Raw genomic sequence first — 18,126 nt, 5'->3', positions numbered from 1 at the left:
CTGATAAACCGCTATCGCGAGCAGGCTCACTCCTACAGGGGTTTGTGGTGAGTCAGAGCAATCACAGGCACAAAAAAACGGCCCGCCTCCTTGTAGGAGACGGGCCGTTTGTTTGTGAGCCTAAGCTCAACGCATCACTTGTTCAGGTGGAAATCTTTTTCCGCCGCTTCGAAGCGCTGCACCATGCCTTTGGATGGCTCGCCCATCTTGCTGACGATGAAGATGGCCAAACTGGCGAAGATGAAGCCCGGGATGATTTCGTACAGACCCATCACTTCCCAGTGCTTCCACGCCACCACGGTGATCGCGCCGACCAGGATACCGGCCAGTGCGCCGTCGCGGGTCATGCCTTTCCAGATTACCGAGATCAGCACAACCGGGCCGAACGCAGCACCGAAACCGGCCCAGGCGTAAGACACCAGACCCAGCACACGGTTATCCGGGTTGGCAGCCATTGCGATGGCGATCAGTGCAACCAGCAACACCATGGCGCGGCCGACCCAGACCAGTTCGGTCTGCGAAGCGGATTTACGCAGGAAGGTCTTGTAAAAGTCTTCGGTCAGGGCGCTCGAGCACACCAGCAACTGGCAGCTCAGGGTGCTCATGACGGCAGCCAGAATGGCCGACAGCAGCACGCCAGCAATCCATGGGTTGAACAGCAGTTTGGCCAGCTCGATAAACACGCGCTCGTGGTTCTCGGTCACGGGACCGGCAACTTCCGGGTGTGCCGAGAAGTAAGCGATACCGAAGAAGCCCACGGCTACAGTGCCGCCCAGGCACAGGATCATCCAGGTCATGGAGATGCGACGGGCGTTGGCAATCGACTTCACCGAGTCAGCGGCCATGAAACGCGCAAGGATGTGCGGCTGACCGAAGTAGCCCAGGCCCCAGCCCAGCAGCGAGATGATGCCGATGAAGGTGGTGCCCTTGAGCATGTCGAAGTTGCTTGGGTCGTTGGCTTCGATCGCCAGGAACGTGGTGTCGACGCCGCCGGTAGCCAGCAGGACGATGATCGGCGTCAGGATCAGCGCGAAGATCATCAGGGTGGCTTGTACGGTGTCAGTCCAGCTCACCGCGAGGAAACCGCCCACGAAGGTGTAGGCAATGGTCGCTGCAGCACCGGCCCACAACGCCGTCTCGTAGGACATGCCGAAGGTGCTTTCGAACAAGCGAGCGCCAGCGACGATGCCGGAAGCGCAGTAGATGGTGAAGAACACCAGAATCACGATCGCCGAGATGATCCGCAGCAGGCCGCTTTTATCTTCGAAACGGCTGGCGAAGTAGTCTGGCAGGGTCAGCGCATCACCGTTGTGCTCGGTCTGCACACGCAGACGGCCGGCGACAAACAGCCAGTTCAGGTAGGCACCGACGATGAGGCCGATGGCGATCCAGCTTTCGGACAGACCAGACATGTAGATGGCGCCCGGCAGGCCCATCAACAGCCAGCCGCTCATGTCGGAAGCACCGGCAGACAAAGCCGTCACGACGCTGCCCAAGCTACGGCCGCCAAGAATATAGTCAGAAAGGTTGTTGGTGGAGCGATAGGCCATGAGGCCAATCAGCACCATTGCTGCGATGTAGATCACGAACGTGATCAGTGTTGGATTGCTTACGCTCATTGAGTTACGCCCTGGCTTTGTTTTTATGTAGCAGCGGTGATGAATCACGCACAAACGAGGATGTTTGGCAGACGATTCCGGATCCCGCGCATTTAGGACTGATGTTTCCCCAGGAAAGCCACCAGCCGGTGCACCGGATATCCCGGTTGCACCTTGGGCGCGAATGCTATGCAACAAATCAAATAAGGTGCAACCAGTTTCGAGCGAATAAGTTGCACCTAGTCGGATTTCCTCCTGAAAGCGTCGTTCTTGCTCCCTTTTAGCGCAGTCATGCCGGTTTCTCAGAAGCAAATGCACCTAGTAAGAGCAGCACTTTCGTACCAGAAAATAATTCCTGACGAGCTGCTTATTATTCCGACAAAAAAAGGGTTGCACCCGGTTGCACCTCTTTCAGCGCACGGCTAATCTTGCGGCCAGCTGATGCCACGCAACTGTGGCAACCATGAGGATAAAAATATGGCTACCACCACCCTTGGGGTCAAACTCGATGACCCGACCCGCGAGCGCCTGAAGGCTGCCGCGACCTCGATTGATCGCACACCGCACTGGCTGATCAAGCAGGCAATTTTCAATTACCTGGAAAAACTCGAGGGTGGTGCAACCCTGACCGAGCTGAACGGCTTGTCCGCCAAGGACGCCGACGACGCGGGCGAAGTCCACACCGATCACGCTCACCAATGCTTCCTCGAATTCGCCGAAAGCATCCTGCCGCAGTCAGTACTGCGCGCTTCGATCACCGCCGCTTACCGTCGCCCTGAGCCGGAAGTCGTGCCGATGCTGATCGAGCAGGCTCGCCTGCCGGCACCGATGGCCGAAGCCACCAACAAACTCGCCGCCTCTATCGCAGAAAAACTGCGTAACCAGAAAAGTGCCGGCGGTCGTGCAGGCATTGTTCAGGGTCTGCTGCAGGAATTCTCCCTGTCGTCCCAGGAAGGCGTGGCGCTGATGTGCCTGGCCGAAGCGCTGCTGCGTATCCCGGACAAAGGCACTCGCGATGCGCTGATCCGCGACAAGATCAGCACCGGCAACTGGCATCCGCACTTGGGCAACAGCCCTTCGCTGTTCGTCAACGCCGCCACCTGGGGTCTGCTGCTGACCGGCAAACTGGTGTCGACTCACAATGAAGCTGGCCTGACCTCGTCGCTGAGCCGCATCATCGGCAAGAGCGGCGAGCCGATGATCCGCAAGGGCGTCGACATGGCCATGCGCTTGATGGGCGAGCAGTTCGTCACCGGCGAAACCATCGCTGAAGCACTGGCCAACGCGAGCAAGTTCGAAGCCAAGGGCTTCCGCTACTCCTACGACATGCTCGGCGAAGCGGCACTGACCGAACACGATGCGCAGAAGTACCTCGCCTCGTACGAACAAGCCATCCACTCGATCGGCAAAGCCTCCCACGGTCGTGGGATTTATGAAGGCCCGGGCATTTCCATCAAGCTCTCGGCACTGCACCCGCGTTATAGCCGTGCGCAGTACGAGCGTGTGATGGACGAGCTGTACCCGCGCCTGTTGTCGCTGACCCTGCTGGCCAAGCAATACGACATCGGCCTGAACATCGACGCCGAAGAAGCCGATCGCCTGGAGCTGTCGCTGGATCTGCTCGAGCGCCTGTGCTTTGAGCCGCAACTGACGGGCTGGAACGGCATCGGTTTCGTGATTCAGGCTTACCAGAAGCGTTGCCCGTACGTGATCGACTACGTGATCGATCTGGCACGCCGCAGCCGTCATCGCCTGATGATCCGTCTGGTGAAAGGCGCGTACTGGGACAGCGAGATCAAGCGCGCCCAGGTCGAAGGTCTGGAAGGCTATCCGGTCTACACCCGCAAGGTGTACACCGACGTTTCCTACATCGCTTGCGCACGCAAACTGCTGTCGGTACCGGAAGTCATCTACCCGCAGTTCGCCACCCACAACGCCCATACCCTGTCGGCCATTTACCACATCGCCGGTCAGAACTATTACCCGGGCCAGTACGAATTCCAGTGCCTGCACGGCATGGGCGAACCGCTTTACGAGCAGGTTGTAGGCAAAGTTTCCGAAGGCAAGCTGAACCGTCCGTGCCGCGTGTACGCTCCGGTCGGTACGCACGAAACCCTGCTGGCCTATCTGGTCCGTCGTCTGCTGGAAAACGGCGCCAACACTTCGTTCGTCAACCGCATCGCCGACCAGTCGATTTCGATTCAGGAGCTGGTGGCCGATCCGGTTGCTCAGATCGAGCAGATGGCGACCGTGGAAGGTGGTTTCGGCCTGCCGCACCCGCGTATCCCGCTGCCGCGTGACCTGTATGGCTCCGAGCGCGCCAACTCCAGCGGTATCGACATGGCCAACGAACATCGTCTGGCTTCCTTGTCTTGCGCATTGCTCGCCACCGCGCACAACAACTGGAAAGCCGCGCCGATGCTCGGTTGCGCTTCCAGCACTGAAACGCCGGCACCGGTGCTGAACCCGGCAGATCACCGCGATGTGGTCGGCCACGTTCAAGAAGCCACTGTCGAAGACGTCGACAACGCCATTCAATGCGCCCTGAATGCTGCGCCGATCTGGCAGGCCACCCCGCCCGCCGAACGCGCCGCGATTCTGGAGCGTGCCGCTGATTTGATGGAAGGCGAGATCCAGCCGCTGATGGGCCTGCTGGCCCGTGAAGCCGGCAAGACCTTCGCCAACGCCATCGCCGAAGTCCGTGAAGCCGTCGACTTCCTGCGTTATTACGCAGTGCAGGCGCGCAACGATTTCAGCAACGACGCCCACCGCCCACTTGGCCCAGTGGTGTGCATCAGCCCGTGGAACTTCCCGCTGGCGATCTTCAGTGGTCAAGTTGCCGCCGCGCTGGCTGCCGGTAACCCGGTACTGGCCAAACCGGCTGAACAGACTCCGCTGGTCGCTGCACAAGCCGTGCGTTTGCTGCTCGAAGCCGGGATTCCGGAAGGCGTGTTGCAATTGCTGCCGGGTCGCGGTGAAACCGTCGGCGCTGGCCTAGTGGGTGATGAACGCGTCAAAGGCGTGATGTTCACCGGCTCCACCGAAGTCGCTCGTTTGCTGCAACGCAACATCGCCGGTCGCCTCGACAACCAGGGCCGTCCGATTCCGCTGATCGCCGAAACCGGTGGCCAGAACGCGATGATCGTCGACTCGTCGGCCCTCACCGAACAAGTCGTGATCGACGTGGTGTCCTCGGCGTTCGACAGCGCCGGTCAGCGTTGCTCGGCACTGCGCGTGCTGTGCTTGCAGGAAGATTCCGCAGATCGCGTCATCGAAATGCTCAAAGGTGCGATGGCTGAAAGCCGTCTCGGCAACCCTGAGCGCCTGTCCGTGGACATTGGCCCGGTGATCGACGCCGAAGCCAAGGCTGGCATCGACAAGCACATCCAGGGCATGCGCGATAAAGGTCGCAACGTGTACCAGGTGGCCATTGCCGACAGCGAAGAAGTCAAACGCGGCACCTTCGTCATGCCGACCCTGATCGAACTGGAAAGCTTCGACGAACTGCAACGCGAAATCTTCGGCCCGGTGCTGCACGTGGTGCGCTACAAGCGCAAAGAGATCGATCAGTTGATCGGCCAGATCAATGCGTCCGGTTACGGCCTGACCCTCGGCGTGCATACCCGTATCGACGAGACCATCGCCAAGGTGATCGACAACGTCAACGCCGGTAACGTCTACGTCAACCGCAACATCGTCGGTGCCGTGGTCGGCGTGCAGCCGTTCGGCGGCGAAGGCCTGTCGGGTACGGGTCCGAAGGCCGGTGGCCCGTTGTACCTGTACCGCTTGCTGTCGACTCGTCCTACCGACGCTATCGAACAATCCTTCGCTCGCGGTGATGCTGCCGTGGCACCGGACGTTCGCCTGCGCGACGCCATGAGCAAACCACTGAACGCCCTGAAAGCCTGGGCCGACAGCAACAAGTTTGCCGACCTGAGCACTCTGTGCGTGCAGTACTCTGCACAATCGCAGAGCGGCATCACTCGTGTGCTGGACGGCCCGACCGGTGAGAAGAACAGCTATGCGATTCTGCCGCGCGAGCACGTGCTGTGCCTGGCGGACGTCGAAGGCGATCTGCTGACCCAACTGGCGGCGGTATTGGCGGTAGGCGGTTCGGCGGTATGGCCGGAGTCCGACATCAGCAAGGCATTGTTCGCACGCCTGCCGAAGGACATTCAGGCGCGGATCAAGCTGACTTCCGACTGGAACAAGGACGAAGTGGTGTTTGATGCGGTTCTGCATCACGGCCATTCCGACCAGTTGCGCGGGGTCTGCCAGCAGATCGCCAAGCGTGCCGGCGCAATTGTTGGCGTTCAGGGCTTGTCCCAGGGCGAGACCAACATTGCCCTGGAGCGTCTGGTGATCGAACGGGCGTTGAGTGTTAACACCGCTGCGGCGGGTGGTAATGCCAGTTTGATGACGATCGGTTAAACCGCTGCAAATCCAGGCGACCGCAATGGTCGCCTGGAATCACTCCTACAGAAGATCAAAAGATCGCAGCCTTCGGCAGCTCCTACACCGTCCCATGTAGGAGCTGCCGAAGGCTGCGATCTTTTGCTTCTGTATCACGCCCATCAATCATCCTGTTCAGCCTTTATCCGCACGCCTAGACTCGGCCCAACCCCAATTTCAGGTAGGCCGCCATGTCCGAGACGCTGCTCAGTTCCCGCAATCTGGCTTTCGAGCTGTATGAAGTCCTTGATGCCGAGGGCCTGACCCGGCGTGAGCGCTTTGCCGAGCACAACCGCGAGACTTTCGACGCTGCCATCGGCACCGCCCGCAGCATCGCCGAGAAGTATTTCGCGCCGCACAACCGCAAAGGCGACGAGAACGAGCCGCGCTACGAGGACGGCAAGGCGATTCTGATTCCCGAGGTGAAGCCGGCGGTGGATGCCTTCCTTGAGGCTGGTTTCCTCAACGCCGCGCGAAGTTTCGACGCCGGCGGCATGCAACTTCCTACACTGCTGTCGCAAGCCTGCTTCGCGCATTTCCAGTCGGCCAACGCCGCTTCGACTTCGTACCCGTTCCTGACCATGGGTGCGGCCAACCTGATCGAGAGCTTCGGCACTGACGAGCAAAAACAGCGCTTCCTGCAACCGATGATCGACGGGCGTTTCTTCGGCACCATGGCCCTGACCGAGCCGCACGCCGGTTCATCGCTGTCGGATATTCGTACCCGCGCCGAGCCAGCGTCCGACGGCACTTATCGCCTCAAGGGCAACAAAATCTTTATTTCCGGCGGCGACCACCCGCTCTCGGAAAACATCGTGCACATGGTCCTGGCCAAGCTGCCGGACGCTCCGCCGGGGGTGAAAGGCATTTCGCTGTTTATCGTGCCGAAGTTTCTGGTCAACGAAGACGGCAGCCTCGGCGAGCGTAATGACGTGTTGCTGGCCGGACTTTTCCACAAGATGGGCTGGCGCGGCACCACGTCCACCGCGCTGAACTTCGGCGATAACGGTGAGTGCGTCGGCTATCTGGTAGGCAAGCCGCACCATGGCTTGAGCTACATGTTCCAGATGATGAACGAGGCGCGGATCGGCGTCGGCATGGGCGCGGTGATGCTCGGTTACGCCGGTTACCTGTATTCGCTGGAGTACGCCCGTGAACGTCCGCAAGGCCGGGTGCCGGACAGCAAGGACCCGAGCACCGCGCCGGTGGCGATCATTCAGCACGCCGATGTCAGACGCATGCTGCTGACGCAAAAGTCCTACGTCGAAGGGGCGTTTGACCTCGGCCTGTACGCCGCGCGGTTGTTCGATGACACCACGACGCTTGAGACCGAAGCCGAGCGTAAGCAGGCCCATGAGCTGCTGGATCTGCTGACGCCGATCGTCAAATCCTGGCCATCGGAGTTTTGCCTCAAAGCCAACGAACTGGCGATCCAGATCCTCGGCGGTCACGGTTACACCCGCGAGTATCCGGTGGAGCAGTATTACCGCGACAACCGCTTGAACCCGATCCACGAAGGCACCCACGGCATTCAGTCGCTGGACTTGCTCGGGCGCAAACTGGCGCAGAACGGTGGCGCCGGGCTCAAGCAATTGGTTCGCCTGATTGCCGACTCCGCTGAACGCGCTACGGCGTACGAATCGCTGACTGCATTGCGCGAGCCGCTGGAGAAACTGGTCGCGCGTCTGCAAGTGGTGACCCTCGGTTTGCTCACCGATCTGGCGCAAGGCAAGGTCAACAGCAGCCTGGCGAACTCGGCGTTGTACTTGAAGGTGTTCGGGCACACGGTGATTGGCTGGCGCTGGCTGGAGCAGGCGATTCGCGCCGAGGAAGGCTTGGCCAAAGGAAATGCGGCGGATGCTGACTTCTATAAGGGCAAGTTGCAGGCGGCGCGGTATTTCCTGACGTGGGAAGTGCCGGGTTGTCACCATGAACTGGCATTGCTGGAGGCGCGGGATGAGACGTGTCTGGCGATGCAGGATGAGTGGTTCTGATCTGAATTTTGCGTAACGACTGGAGGCCATTCGCGAGCAGGCTCGCTCCCACAGGGGTTCTGTGGTGATCACACAATTTGTGAACACCCTGATCCAACTGTGGGAGCGAGCCTGCTCGCGAAGACGTCAGTTCAAACAACACATCTCTCAGGACAACTTGAACCCGCCCATCTGCCGCGCCAGATCATCCGCCAACCGCTGCAACATCTGACAATCCTCTCGACACGCCCGAACCTCACCCGCCGTCGCCCGGGCCAGATCGGAAATCCCCTGCACGTTGCGGTTGATCTCTTCGGTCACCGCCGACTGTTCTTCCGTCGCCGTGGCCACCTGATGGTTCATGTCACTGATGCGCTCGACCTGCCCGGTAATCGCGGTCAACGACGCGCCAGTGCGCTGGCTAGATTCAACCCCCGTGCCCGTTGCAGCCTGACCGGTGCGCATCGACGATACGGCGTTTTCGGCGCCCTGCTTGAGGCTGCCGATCATCTGCTGAATCTCATCGGTAGACGCCTGAGTCCGTCGCGCCAATGTCCGCACTTCGTCCGCCACCACCGCAAAACCACGCCCCATGTCGCCGGCACGCGCCGCTTCGATGGCGGCGTTCAGCGCCAATAAGTTGGTCTGTTCAGAAACCCCACGAATCACCGCCAACACCGAATCGATGGACGCCACTTGATTGGCCAGTTCCCCCACCGCGCCGGCCGCCACGCCGATTTCGTCGGACATGCTTTCTATATGCCGGATCGAACCACCCACCACTTCCCGCGCCTGCATCGCTTCATCCCGAGCGGTTTGCGAGGCGAGCGCTGCGTTGCCGGCGTTCTGGGCGATTTCCTGCACGGTCAGGCCCATTTCGTGGACGGCGGTGGCAACCATGTCGGTCATTTCCTGTTGGCGGCCGGAACGCTCGGCGGTGTTTTCCACCACTTTCGCCACTTGGCTAACGGCCGTGCGCAGACGCTCGCTGGTGGTCAGCACTTCGCCGATCATCCCGCGCTGGCTGTCGAGGAAGCGATTGAAGCCCCTTGCCAAGTCGCCGAGTTCATCGGCGCGGCTGGAATCTAACCGGTGGGTCAAATCTCCCCCACCGCTACCGATTGCTACCAGTGCCGCTGTTACCTGACGAATCGGCCGCACCAGCCCTTGGGCCAGCCACACCACCAGCGCCAGGCATACCAGCGCCACCGCCAGACCGATGCCGCCGCTCAGCCACATCGCCTTGCGGGCTTCCGCGTAGATCTGCGACTGCGGCACTTCGGCCACCAGCGTCCAGCCGAGGTCGCGCAACGGCAGGCTGAAGGCGAGGAAGTCTTCGCCTTCGCGCTGGAAGCTGCTGCTCACGGCATTTTTTTGACCGAGGACTGATTGCGCCGCCGAAGCACCAATCTGCTCGCTCAAGGTGCGTTTGCCACTGAACTGCGCCTCAGGATGCACCTGAATCAAACCGTCGGAACGCACGAGATAGACCTTGCCGCGCTCGCCAAAGCTGAAGTTGTGGATCAGCTCCGACAGCTCTTTCATGCTCAGCCCCAGCCCAGCGACACCGACCACTTTGCCGGCCTGCTCGACCTTCAGATCGATGAACAGCGCCAACTCGCCGGTGGCGCCATCGTTGTCGATATTGAGGGTGCGCGGCTGATTGCTATCGAGGAAGGAATAAAACCAGGCATCGGCCGGCTTGGCCCGACTCAGGGTGCGATCCAGGCCTTTTTCGGTGATGTAGTGATTGGATTCGGTGCCGATGATCAAAGCCGTAAATGCTTTGTGTTCGGCGCGGATGCCTTCCAGATACTGCGCGAAGGCCGCCGTTTTGCTGCTGTCTTCACCCGCTGCCAACCAGTCGCGCACCATGGAGTTGCTGGCGATATCTTTCGCGGCGGTCAGGGGTTGGACGAGGATGCGTTCGATGTCGTTGCGCGTCGCTTCGATGCTCGACGGCAGCGCTTGTTCGACCAGATAGCTCTGGGCGAGGCGGTTGACCACCAGGGTATAAATGCCAACCACGATCAGGATGCTGACCAGCAGGGCGGTGCCCATGCTGAGAATCAGCTGCCATTGAATACTGCGTCGCCACAACTGCATGGAGCACCCCCAAAGAATAAGAGGCGGAAGCAATGCAACAGCCGTGCCGATTGTATACAACCCAATCGACAATCTATTCTTTGGTTGTGCGCAACCCCATCAACCCTGATTGATGGTCTTGGCGATGGTATCGACCGTGGCGCTGACTTGCTCTTGGTAACGGTCGAGTTCTTCCTGATGCTGCTTCTTCATTTCAATCTGCTGCGAGCACAGATTCATCGCCGCCAGCACCAGCAGGCGGTCGCCGATCAGCGTCGGGTATTTGCGTTTGGTGTCATCCAGCGCGGCCTTGAGCATCATTGCCGCGTCCAGCAGGGTCTGTTCTTCCCCGGCCGGTGCCTTGATCGAATAGTCCTCCCCGAGAATGGAGACGACTTTTACCCCTGCTGTGTGGTGGTTCATGCGCTGACAGGACCTGCGTTGACGCGATCAACCAGGGCTTGAATGCGTGCGGCGGTGGCGCCGTGCTTTTCTTCCTGTTCCATCAGGTTCAGTTGCAGGCTTTCGTTCTCATCCTTGGCCTGGGCCAGTTCCGTAGACAAGGTCTGGTTGGTTTGCGCAAGGCTCTGGTTCTGTTGCACCAGGTCGCTGACGAGCTGTTCCAATTGGCTGAGGGATGCTTCCAACATTTTGATCTTCCAAGCGTTTTTCAAAGGGCGCGTACGATAAAGAAAAGTCACCACGGATGCCAGGGTTAAACCGGTGCAAAGCCTTGATTTTCCTGGCGGGAGACCGTTCTCGCGAGTTTAAAAGACTGTGATCTGCCGATCTGGTTCCTGCACTTCGTCGCTCAAACCCGGATGCGACAAATACGCACATGGACTAAAGAGTTCATCCGCCTGACCGATAAGTCACTCAACAGCAGTCTCAGCCCGCATGGATGCGGCCCTCTCTTGGTATCCGCACCATGTCCCTTCGTAATATGAATATCGCCCCCCGGGCGTTCACCGGTTTTGCCCTGATCGGCGGCCTGATGCTGATTCTCGGCGTGTTCGCCTTGAATCAAATGAGCAAAATCCGCGACGCCGCCGAGGACATCTCGTCGAGCAGCGTGCCGAGCATCAAGAACCTCGACGAATTCACTCAGTTGACCCTGCGCCTGCGCGTGCTGTCATACCGCTTGCTGGTCAACCGCGAGCCGGACGTGCAGCAGAAAACCATGGAACTGCTGGACATGCGCAATCAGCAGATCCGCAAAGCCCAGTCTGATTACGAGCCGCTGATCGGCAGCCCGGACGAGCGTTCGGCCTACGACCAATACGTGCAGTTGCTGGGTCAGTACCGCCAGATCGAAGACCGGATGAAGACCCTGTCGCGCAACAATCAGGTGGATGAGTTGCGCAACCTGCTCAACACCGAATTGCTGAATAACTCCGAAGCGATGAACGGCGTGCTCAACCGCCTGATGCAGATTAACGGCGAGCAAATCAGCCAGACCAATCAGCAAGCGGCCGATCAATATTCCTCGGCATTTAATCTGGTCGTCACGTTGCTGGTCATCGCCACCGGCCTGACTGTCCTGTTCGCCTGGCTGCTGACCGTCAGCATCACCAAGCCGATCTCCAAGGCACTGGACGCAGCGGAAACCATCGCCGAAGGCAACCTGACCCAGCCGATCCATGTCGACGGCTCCGATGAAGCCGGACGTCTGCTGGCGGCCATGGCCAAGATGCAATCGAAACTGCGCGACACCTTGCAGCGGATTTCCGGTTCGGCCACGCAGCTGGCCTCGGCCGCTGAAGAGCTGAACAGTGTCACCGACGAAAGCGCTCGCGGCCTGACTCAGCAGAACAACGAAATCGAACAGGCTGCTACCGCCGTCAACGAGATGACAAGTGCGGTAGAAGAAGTCGCGCGCAATGCGGTCAGCACCTCGGAAGCCTCGAAGAACGCCACCACCTCTGCCGGCGACGGCCGTGATCTGGTCCAGGAAACCGTCAGCGCCATCGAACGCATGAGCGCCGACGTGCAGAGTACGGCGAGCCTGATCGGTGATCTGGCCAATGAATCCCGCGACATCGGCAAGGTGCTGGACGTGATCCGTGGCCTGGCTGACCAGACCAACCTGTTGGCCCTGAACGCAGCGATTGAAGCGGCGCGCGCCGGTGAGGCCGGTCGTGGTTTTGCGGTGGTGGCTGATGAAGTTCGTGCCCTGGCGCATCGCACCCAGCAGTCGACCAGCGAAATCGAACGCATGATCGGCAGCATTCAGAGTGGCACCGAACACGCTGTGGATTCGATGCGTAACAGCACCGAGCGCGCCGAGTCGACGCTGAACATTGCCCGTGGTGCCGGGATGTCGCTGGACACCATCAACACCGCCATCGTCGAGATCAACGAGCGCAACCTGGTGATCGCCAGCGCCGCCGAAGAACAGGCGCAAGTGGCGCGGGAAGTGGATCGCAACCTGGTGAACATCCGTGATCTGTCGGTGCAATCGGCGACCGGCGCGAATCAGACCAGTGCGGCGAGCAATGAGCTGTCGCGCCTGGCGCTGGATCTGAACAATATGGTTGGGCGGTTCAGCCTCTAAGATCAAAAGCAGGATCAAAAGCTCCCCCCTCACCCCACCCAGCCCTCTCCCCCAAGGGGGCGAGAGGAAAGGGAGCAGTTCTTCATACTTTTCAAAGTCTGAGTTCGACTAGGACTTTCAGGTCGGCGTACCACGCACAAACACCTCGATCAGTCCCCTCTCCCCCCGGGAGAGGGCTAGGGTGAGGGCAGCAATAGCCCGCCGAACACAAAACCTGATGCCACACTGAAAAACCTTTTTGACAGCATCACATTTCAACAGGTTAGAATCGCTGGCACGCAGACTGCATGGTCAGTTTGTGCCCGTCTTTACGCTTCTGGAGTACTGCCTTTGAATGCGACGACCATCAACAGCCTGTTCTTGATCGGCGCGTTGCTGGTAGGCGCAAGCATTCTTGTCAGCTCTCTTTCTTCCCGTCTCGGCATTCCGATTCTGGTCATCATTCTCGCGGTCGGCATGGCGGCCGGGGTCGATGGCGGCGGGATCATTTTCGATAACTACCCCACGGCCTATCTGGTCGGCAACCTCGCACTGGCAGTGATCCTCCTCGACGGCGGCTTGCGCACGCGGGTTTCAAGTTTTCGCGTGGCGTTATGGCCGGCGCTGTCGCTGGCCACGGTCGGGGTGTTGATCACCACCGGGCTGACCGGCATGGCGGCTGCGTGGCTGTTCGATTTGAACATGATTCAGGGCCTCCTGATCGGCGCCATCGTCGGCTCGACCGACGCCGCAGCGGTGTTTTCGCTGCTCGGCGGCAAAGGTCTGAACGAACGGGTGACCGCCACCCTGGAAATCGAATCCGGCAGCAACGATCCGATGGCGGTGTTTCTCACCGTGACCCTGATCGATATGCTCGCCAGCGGCCAGACCGGGTTGCACTGGAGCCTGCTGACGCACCTGATCCGCGAGTTCGGCATCGGTGGCGTGATCGGTCTGGGCGGTGGCTGGCTGATGCTGCAACTGGTCAACCGGATCAACCTCGCCGCTGGTCTGTATCCGATTCTGATGATCGCCGGCGGTCTGGTGGTGTTCGCCCTGACCAACGCCTTGCATGGCAGTGGTTTCCTCGCGGTTTACCTGTGCGGCCTGGTGATCGGTAACCGTCCGGTGCGCAGTCGCCACGGCATTCTGCATATGCTCGACGGCATGGCGTGGCTGGCGCAGATCGGCATGTTCCTCGTGCTGGGCTTGCTGGTTACCCCGCATGATTTGCTGCCAATCGCCCTGCCCGCCCTCGGTCTGGCGCTGTGGATGATTCTGTTCGCGCGGCCGCTGTCGGTGGTGGTGGGCCTGCTGCCGTTCAAGGCGTTCCATGGCCGCGAAAAAGCCTTTATTTCCTGGGTCGGCTTGCGCGGCGCGGTACCGATCATTCTCGCGGTGTTCCCGCTGATGGCCGGGCTGCCGAATGCGCAGCTGTACTTCAACCTCGCGTTCTTTATCGTGCTGGTGTCGCTGTTGGTGCAGGGCACGAGCCTGCCGTGGGTGGCCAAACTGCTGAAGGTGACGGTACCGCCCGAGCCCGCGCCGATTTCCCGATCCGCACTGGAAGTGCACGTCACCAGCGAGTGGGAACTGTTCGTTTATAAGCTCGGCGCGGAGAAATGGTGCATCGGTTCGCCCCTGCGTGAGCTGAAAATGCCCGAGGGAACACGTATTGCCGCGCTGTTTCGTGGCCAGCAACTGCTCCATCCGTCGGGTAGTACGGTGCTGGAAGTCGATGATTTGCTGTGTGTTATCGGCCACGAACACAACTTGCCAGCCCTCGGAAAACTGTTCAGCCAGGCGCCACAACGCGGCCTCGATCTGCGCTTCTTCGGTGATTTCGTGCTCGAAGGAGACGCCCAGCTTAAAGCCGTTGCAGCGCTTTATGGCTTGCCGGCCGAAGGCATCGACCCAGACATGACCCTCGGCACCTTCATTGCCCATAAAGTCGGCGGTGCTCCTATCGTCGGTGACCAGGTGGAGTGGAACAACACCCACTGGACCGTCGCGGTCATGGACGGGAACAAGATTGGCAAAGTGGGCGTCAGATTCCCCGAAGGAAGTCGCCCGGGCCCCGGGCTCTTCCTCTAAACTGCGTCCACTATCACTTGCTTGACCGGTCTCTATGCCTAACCTGCGCTCCTTTTTCGCCGCGGCCCTGCTGGGCCTGAGTCTTACTGTCGGCCCGCTTTATGCCGCCGAACCACCGTCCAGCGAAGCCGTGCAGGCCAGTCTGGACAAGCTCGCCGACAGCAAACTGCCGGAGGCCGATAAAAAGTCCCTGCAGTCCGTCCTGCAGAGCACGCTCAATCAGCTGAACAATCAGCGTGATTACGCACAGAAGCTGATCGACCTCAAGCAGCAGTTGGCCACGGCGCCGAAGCAGACGATCGAGAATGCCCGCGAACTGACGCGCCTCAAGGCCACTGCGGTGGTGCCGGTCGCACAGCGTTTTCCCAAGGAGTCGATCCCGCAGCTGGAGCAGATCCTCACCGACCGCTCGACTCAGCAAAGTGATCTGCAAAAGGCCTTGGCCGACGCCAACAGCCTGATCATCACAGCCCAGACCCGCCCCGAACGCGCCCAGGCAGAAATTTCCGCCAGCCAGACGCGCATCCAGCAGATAAACAACATCCTCAAGTCCGGCAAAGACGCCGGCAAGACTGTCAGCAACGAGCAACGCGACCAGTTGAACGCCGAGCTGGCGGCACTGAATGCGCTGATCCCGCTGCGCCGTCAGGAACTGGCCGGTAACAGCCAGTTGCAAGACCTGGGCAACGCTCAACATGACTTGCTCTCGGAGAAGTCCGACCGCCTCGACCGCGAGATTCAGGAACTGCAAACCCTGATCAACCAGAAGCGTCTGGCGCAATCTCAGGAAACCGTCACGCAACAGTCAATCGAGGCGCAAAAGGCCGGCAGCAGCAGCCTGCTTGCCACAGAAAGCGCAGCCAACCTCAAGCTCTCGGACTACCTGCTCAAAAGCACCGACCGCCTCAACGAAGTCACCCAGCAAAACCTGCAAACCAAACAGCAACTCGACGCCCTGACCCAGAGCGATTCGGCCCTCGACGAGCAGATCAACGTGCTCAAGGGCAGCCTGTTGCTGTCGAAGATTCTCTACAAACAGAAGCAGGCCTTGCCACGGCTCAAGGTAGACCGTGATCTGGCCGATCAAATCGCCGACATTCGCCTGTATCAGTTTGATGTCAGCCAGCAGCGTGAACTGCTGAGCAATCCGGCGGCCTATGTCGACAATCTGCTGGCCACCCAGTCGCCAGAGCTCGTCACCCCGCAGTTGCGCAAAAGCCTGCTGGATCTGGCCAACACTCGCGTCGACCTGCTGGAGCGTCTGAACCGCGAACTGAGTGCGATGCTCAATGAATCGATCACTCTGCAACTCAACCAGAAGCAACTGCTGAGCACGGCCCAGAGCCTGCGCGCGACCCTCGATGAGCAAATGTTCTGGATTCCCAGCAACAAGCCGCTGGACCTGGAGTGGATGCGTGGCGTGCCGGAGCGGCTGAAACGTCAGGTCGACACGCTGCCATGGGCATCCAGCCTGAGCGAACTGACCGACGGTCTGACCCAGCGCCCCTTACTGTTCCTGCCGCTGGCGTTGCTGATCGGCGCACTGCTGTGGCGGCGCAAAAGTCTCTACGGTCGGCTGAACAAGGTTCACCAGGACATCGGCCATTTCAAACGCGACAGTCAGTGGCACACCCCGCAGGCGATTCTGATCAACATTCTGCTGGCGATGCCAGTGGCGCTTGGTCTGGGACTGTGCGGTCTGGCCTTGCAGATCGATGCCCGCGGCCAGAACGCCAACATGGGCGCGGCACTGCTGCAAATGGGCCAGGCGTGGCTGGTGTTCTACACCGCCTACCGGATTCTCGCGCCGGGCGGCGTGGCTGAGTTGCATTTCCGCTGGGAAAAACCCCAGGTCGAATTCCTTCAAGGCTGGGTACGCCGACTCGGGCTGGTGGTCATGGCGCTGGTCGCCGTGGTGGCCGTCGCCGAGTTGCAACCGGCGGCGCTCGCCGACGATGTGCTTGGCATGCCGGTGGTGCTGACCTGCTACGCGTTGATGGCGTGGTTGCTCAGTCGCTTGCTGATCAGCAGCCCGGCCCACGAAAACGCCTCGCTGTTCCGCAAGGCTGTCGGGGTGATGTTCACCCTGCTGCCAATCGCCCTGTTCGTCGCGGTGTGCTTCGGCTACTACTACACCGCGCTGAAACTCAGCGACCGCTTGATCAATACCCTCTATTTGCTGATGTTCTGGTTGGTGATCGAAGCCACTTTCGTCCGTGGTCTGAGTGTCGCGGCGCGACGTCTCGCCTATCAGCGCGCCTTGGCCAAACGCCAAGCGGCGAAAGAGGCCGGCGACGGCGAAGCGGTGATCGAAGAGCCGACCCTGGATATCGAAAAGGTCAACGAGCAGTCTCTACGCCTGATTCGTCTGGCCCTGCTCGGCGGCTTTATCGCGGCGCTGTACTGGGTCTGGTCGGACCTGATTTCGGTGTTCTCGTACCTCGACAACATCACCCTCTACGAATACACCAGCGGCACCGGCGCCAACATGAGCATGGTGCCGATCAGTATCGGCGACATGCTGGGTGCGCTGATCATCATCGGCATCACCTTCGCTCTGGCGCGCAACTTGCCGGGCCTGCTTGAAGTGTTCGTGCTGTCAAAACTCAATCTGGCCCAAGGCAGTGCCTACGCGACGACGACGCTGCTGTCGTATGTGATCGCCGGCGTCGGTTTTGTCTCGACCCTGTCGACCCTCGGCGTGAGTTGGGACAAGTTGCAATGGCTGGTGGCGGCGCTGTCGGTCGGCCTCGGTTTCGGCATGCAGGAGATCTTTGCGAACTTCATCTCCGGCATCATGATTCTGTTCGAACGCCCGGTGCGGATCGGCGACACCATCACCATCGGCAACCTGTCGGGCACGGTGAGCAAGATCCGCATTCGTGCCACGACCATCACCGACTTCGACCGCAAGGACATCATTGTCCCGAACAAGACGTTCATCACCGGGCAACTGATCAACTGGTCGCTGACGGATACCATCACCCGAGTCACGCTCAAGCTTGGTGTCGATTACGGTTCCGATCTGGATCTGGTGAAAGAACTGCTGCTCAAGGCTGCCCGGGAAAATCCGCGCGTGCTCAAGGAACCCGAGCCGCACGTGTACTTCCTCAACTTCGGCGAAAGCACCCTCGACCACGAACTGCGCATGCACGTGCGTGACCTGGGTGACCGCAACCCGGTGCTCGATGAGGTCAACCGCTTCATCAACCGCGAGTTCAAGAAACAGCAAATCAACATCTCGTTCCGGCAGATGGAGGTTTACCTGAAGAACCTCCACGGTCAGGAATACAAGATGGTGCCAATCGAGCCGGAAACCAAAACCATCGTCGCGGTGCCCGACGAGCAGAAACCGCTGCAAGAGCCGCCGCCGGCCAAACTCGACTAACCG

General features: G+C 60.1%; 9 protein-coding genes and 2 pseudogenes. 6 read left to right on the top strand and 5 right to left on the bottom strand.

Translation table 11 applies throughout. The features are described from left to right. Nucleotides 1-134 precede the first annotated feature (134 nt). On the bottom strand, nt 135-1,619 hold the full coding sequence (putP, locus tag IAI51_RS17650) for a sodium/proline symporter PutP (RefSeq protein WP_187679643.1): 1,485 nt from the start codon (nt 1,617-1,619) through the stop codon (nt 135-137). Nucleotides 1,620-2,075: 456 nt separating this feature from the next. Here putP and putA point away from each other — a divergent pair, with 456 nt between their 5' ends. Both putA and IAI51_RS17640 read left to right on the top strand, forming a co-directional pair. Further along, complete coding sequence (gene putA, locus IAI51_RS17645; RefSeq protein WP_187679642.1) at nt 2,076-6,029, top strand: trifunctional transcriptional regulator/proline dehydrogenase/L-glutamate gamma-semialdehyde dehydrogenase; 3,954 nt, start codon at nt 2,076-2,078, stop codon at nt 6,027-6,029. Nucleotides 6,030-6,241: 212 nt separating this feature from the next. Next, nucleotides 6,242-8,044, top strand: a complete 1,803-nt coding sequence (locus tag IAI51_RS17640; protein ID WP_187679641.1) for an acyl-CoA dehydrogenase — start codon at nt 6,242-6,244, stop codon at nt 8,042-8,044. A 147-nt stretch (nt 8,045-8,191) separates the two neighbouring features. On the opposite strand, the gene IAI51_RS28315 is transcribed toward IAI51_RS17640, so the two are convergent. The 4 genes and pseudogenes from IAI51_RS28315 to IAI51_RS17625 form a co-directional block, all read right to left on the bottom strand. Further along, nucleotides 8,192-8,923: a methyl-accepting chemotaxis protein gene (locus tag IAI51_RS28315; RefSeq protein WP_404943128.1), complete on the bottom strand. Its 732-nt coding sequence runs from the start codon at nt 8,921-8,923 to the stop codon at nt 8,192-8,194. Nucleotides 8,924-9,058: 135 nt separating this feature from the next. Continuing rightward, a pseudogene (locus IAI51_RS28310) lies at nt 9,059-10,084 on the bottom strand (cache domain-containing protein); the annotation flags it as partial. A gap of 144 nt (nt 10,085-10,228) precedes the next feature. Continuing rightward, the gene (locus IAI51_RS17630) at nt 10,229-10,531 is read right to left on the bottom strand and encodes a cell division protein ZapA (RefSeq protein ID WP_016987569.1); all 303 of its coding nucleotides are present in this window, start codon (nt 10,529-10,531) and stop codon (nt 10,229-10,231) included. Next, entirely contained in the window at nt 10,528-10,758 is a 231-nt protein-coding gene (locus IAI51_RS17625; protein ID WP_016987570.1) for a hypothetical protein, read from the bottom strand. The genes IAI51_RS17630 and IAI51_RS17625 overlap by 4 nt, the downstream gene beginning before the upstream one ends. Nucleotides 10,759-11,009: 251 nt before the next feature. On the opposite strand from IAI51_RS17625, the pseudogene IAI51_RS28305 reads away from it, so the two are divergent. The 4 genes and pseudogenes from IAI51_RS28305 to mscK form a co-directional block, all read left to right on the top strand. After that, a pseudogene (locus IAI51_RS28305) lies at nt 11,010-11,759 on the top strand (MCP four helix bundle domain-containing protein); the annotation flags it as partial. A gap of 30 nt (nt 11,760-11,789) precedes the next feature. Next, nucleotides 11,790-12,662 (top strand): methyl-accepting chemotaxis protein, encoded by an 873-nt coding sequence (locus IAI51_RS28300; protein WP_371042268.1) that lies wholly within the window; start codon nt 11,790-11,792, stop codon nt 12,660-12,662. A 330-nt stretch (nt 12,663-12,992) separates the two neighbouring features. Then, nucleotides 12,993-14,735 (top strand): potassium/proton antiporter, encoded by a 1,743-nt coding sequence (locus IAI51_RS17615; RefSeq protein ID WP_187679638.1) that lies wholly within the window; start codon nt 12,993-12,995, stop codon nt 14,733-14,735. A gap of 34 nt (nt 14,736-14,769) precedes the next feature. Further along, nucleotides 14,770-18,123, top strand: a complete 3,354-nt coding sequence (gene mscK, locus IAI51_RS17610; protein ID WP_187679637.1) for a mechanosensitive channel MscK — start codon at nt 14,770-14,772, stop codon at nt 18,121-18,123. Nucleotides 18,124-18,126: the final 3 nt, after the last annotated feature.

Source organism: Pseudomonas sp. N40(2020) (assembly GCF_014472415.1).
GTDB lineage: Bacteria > Pseudomonadota > Gammaproteobacteria > Pseudomonadales > Pseudomonadaceae > Aquipseudomonas.
The sequence above is the reverse complement of the archived record's forward strand: the minus strand, read 5'-3'. Positions and strand labels throughout refer to the sequence as shown.

Excerpts from the sequence above, each read along its gene's own strand:
- mscK (WP_187679637.1), top strand. The coding sequence starts at position 14,770 with ATGCCTAACCTGCGCTCCTTTTTCGCCGCGGCCCTGCTGGGCCTGAGT.
- IAI51_RS28300 (WP_371042268.1), top strand. The coding sequence starts at position 11,790 with ATGGCCAAGATGCAATCGAAACTGCGCGACACCTTGCAGCGGATTTCC.
- IAI51_RS17630 (WP_016987569.1), bottom strand. The coding sequence starts at position 10,531 with ATGAACCACCACACAGCAGGGGTAAAAGTCGTCTCCATTCTCGGGGAG.
- IAI51_RS28315 (WP_404943128.1), bottom strand. The coding sequence starts at position 8,923 with ATGGTTGCCACCGCCGTCCACGAAATGGGCCTGACCGTGCAGGAAATC.
- IAI51_RS17640 (WP_187679641.1), top strand. The coding sequence starts at position 6,242 with ATGTCCGAGACGCTGCTCAGTTCCCGCAATCTGGCTTTCGAGCTGTAT.
- IAI51_RS17625 (WP_016987570.1), bottom strand. The coding sequence starts at position 10,758 with ATGTTGGAAGCATCCCTCAGCCAATTGGAACAGCTCGTCAGCGACCTG.
- putP (WP_187679643.1), bottom strand. The coding sequence starts at position 1,619 with ATGAGCGTAAGCAATCCAACACTGATCACGTTCGTGATCTACATCGCA.
- putA (WP_187679642.1), top strand. The coding sequence starts at position 2,076 with ATGGCTACCACCACCCTTGGGGTCAAACTCGATGACCCGACCCGCGAG.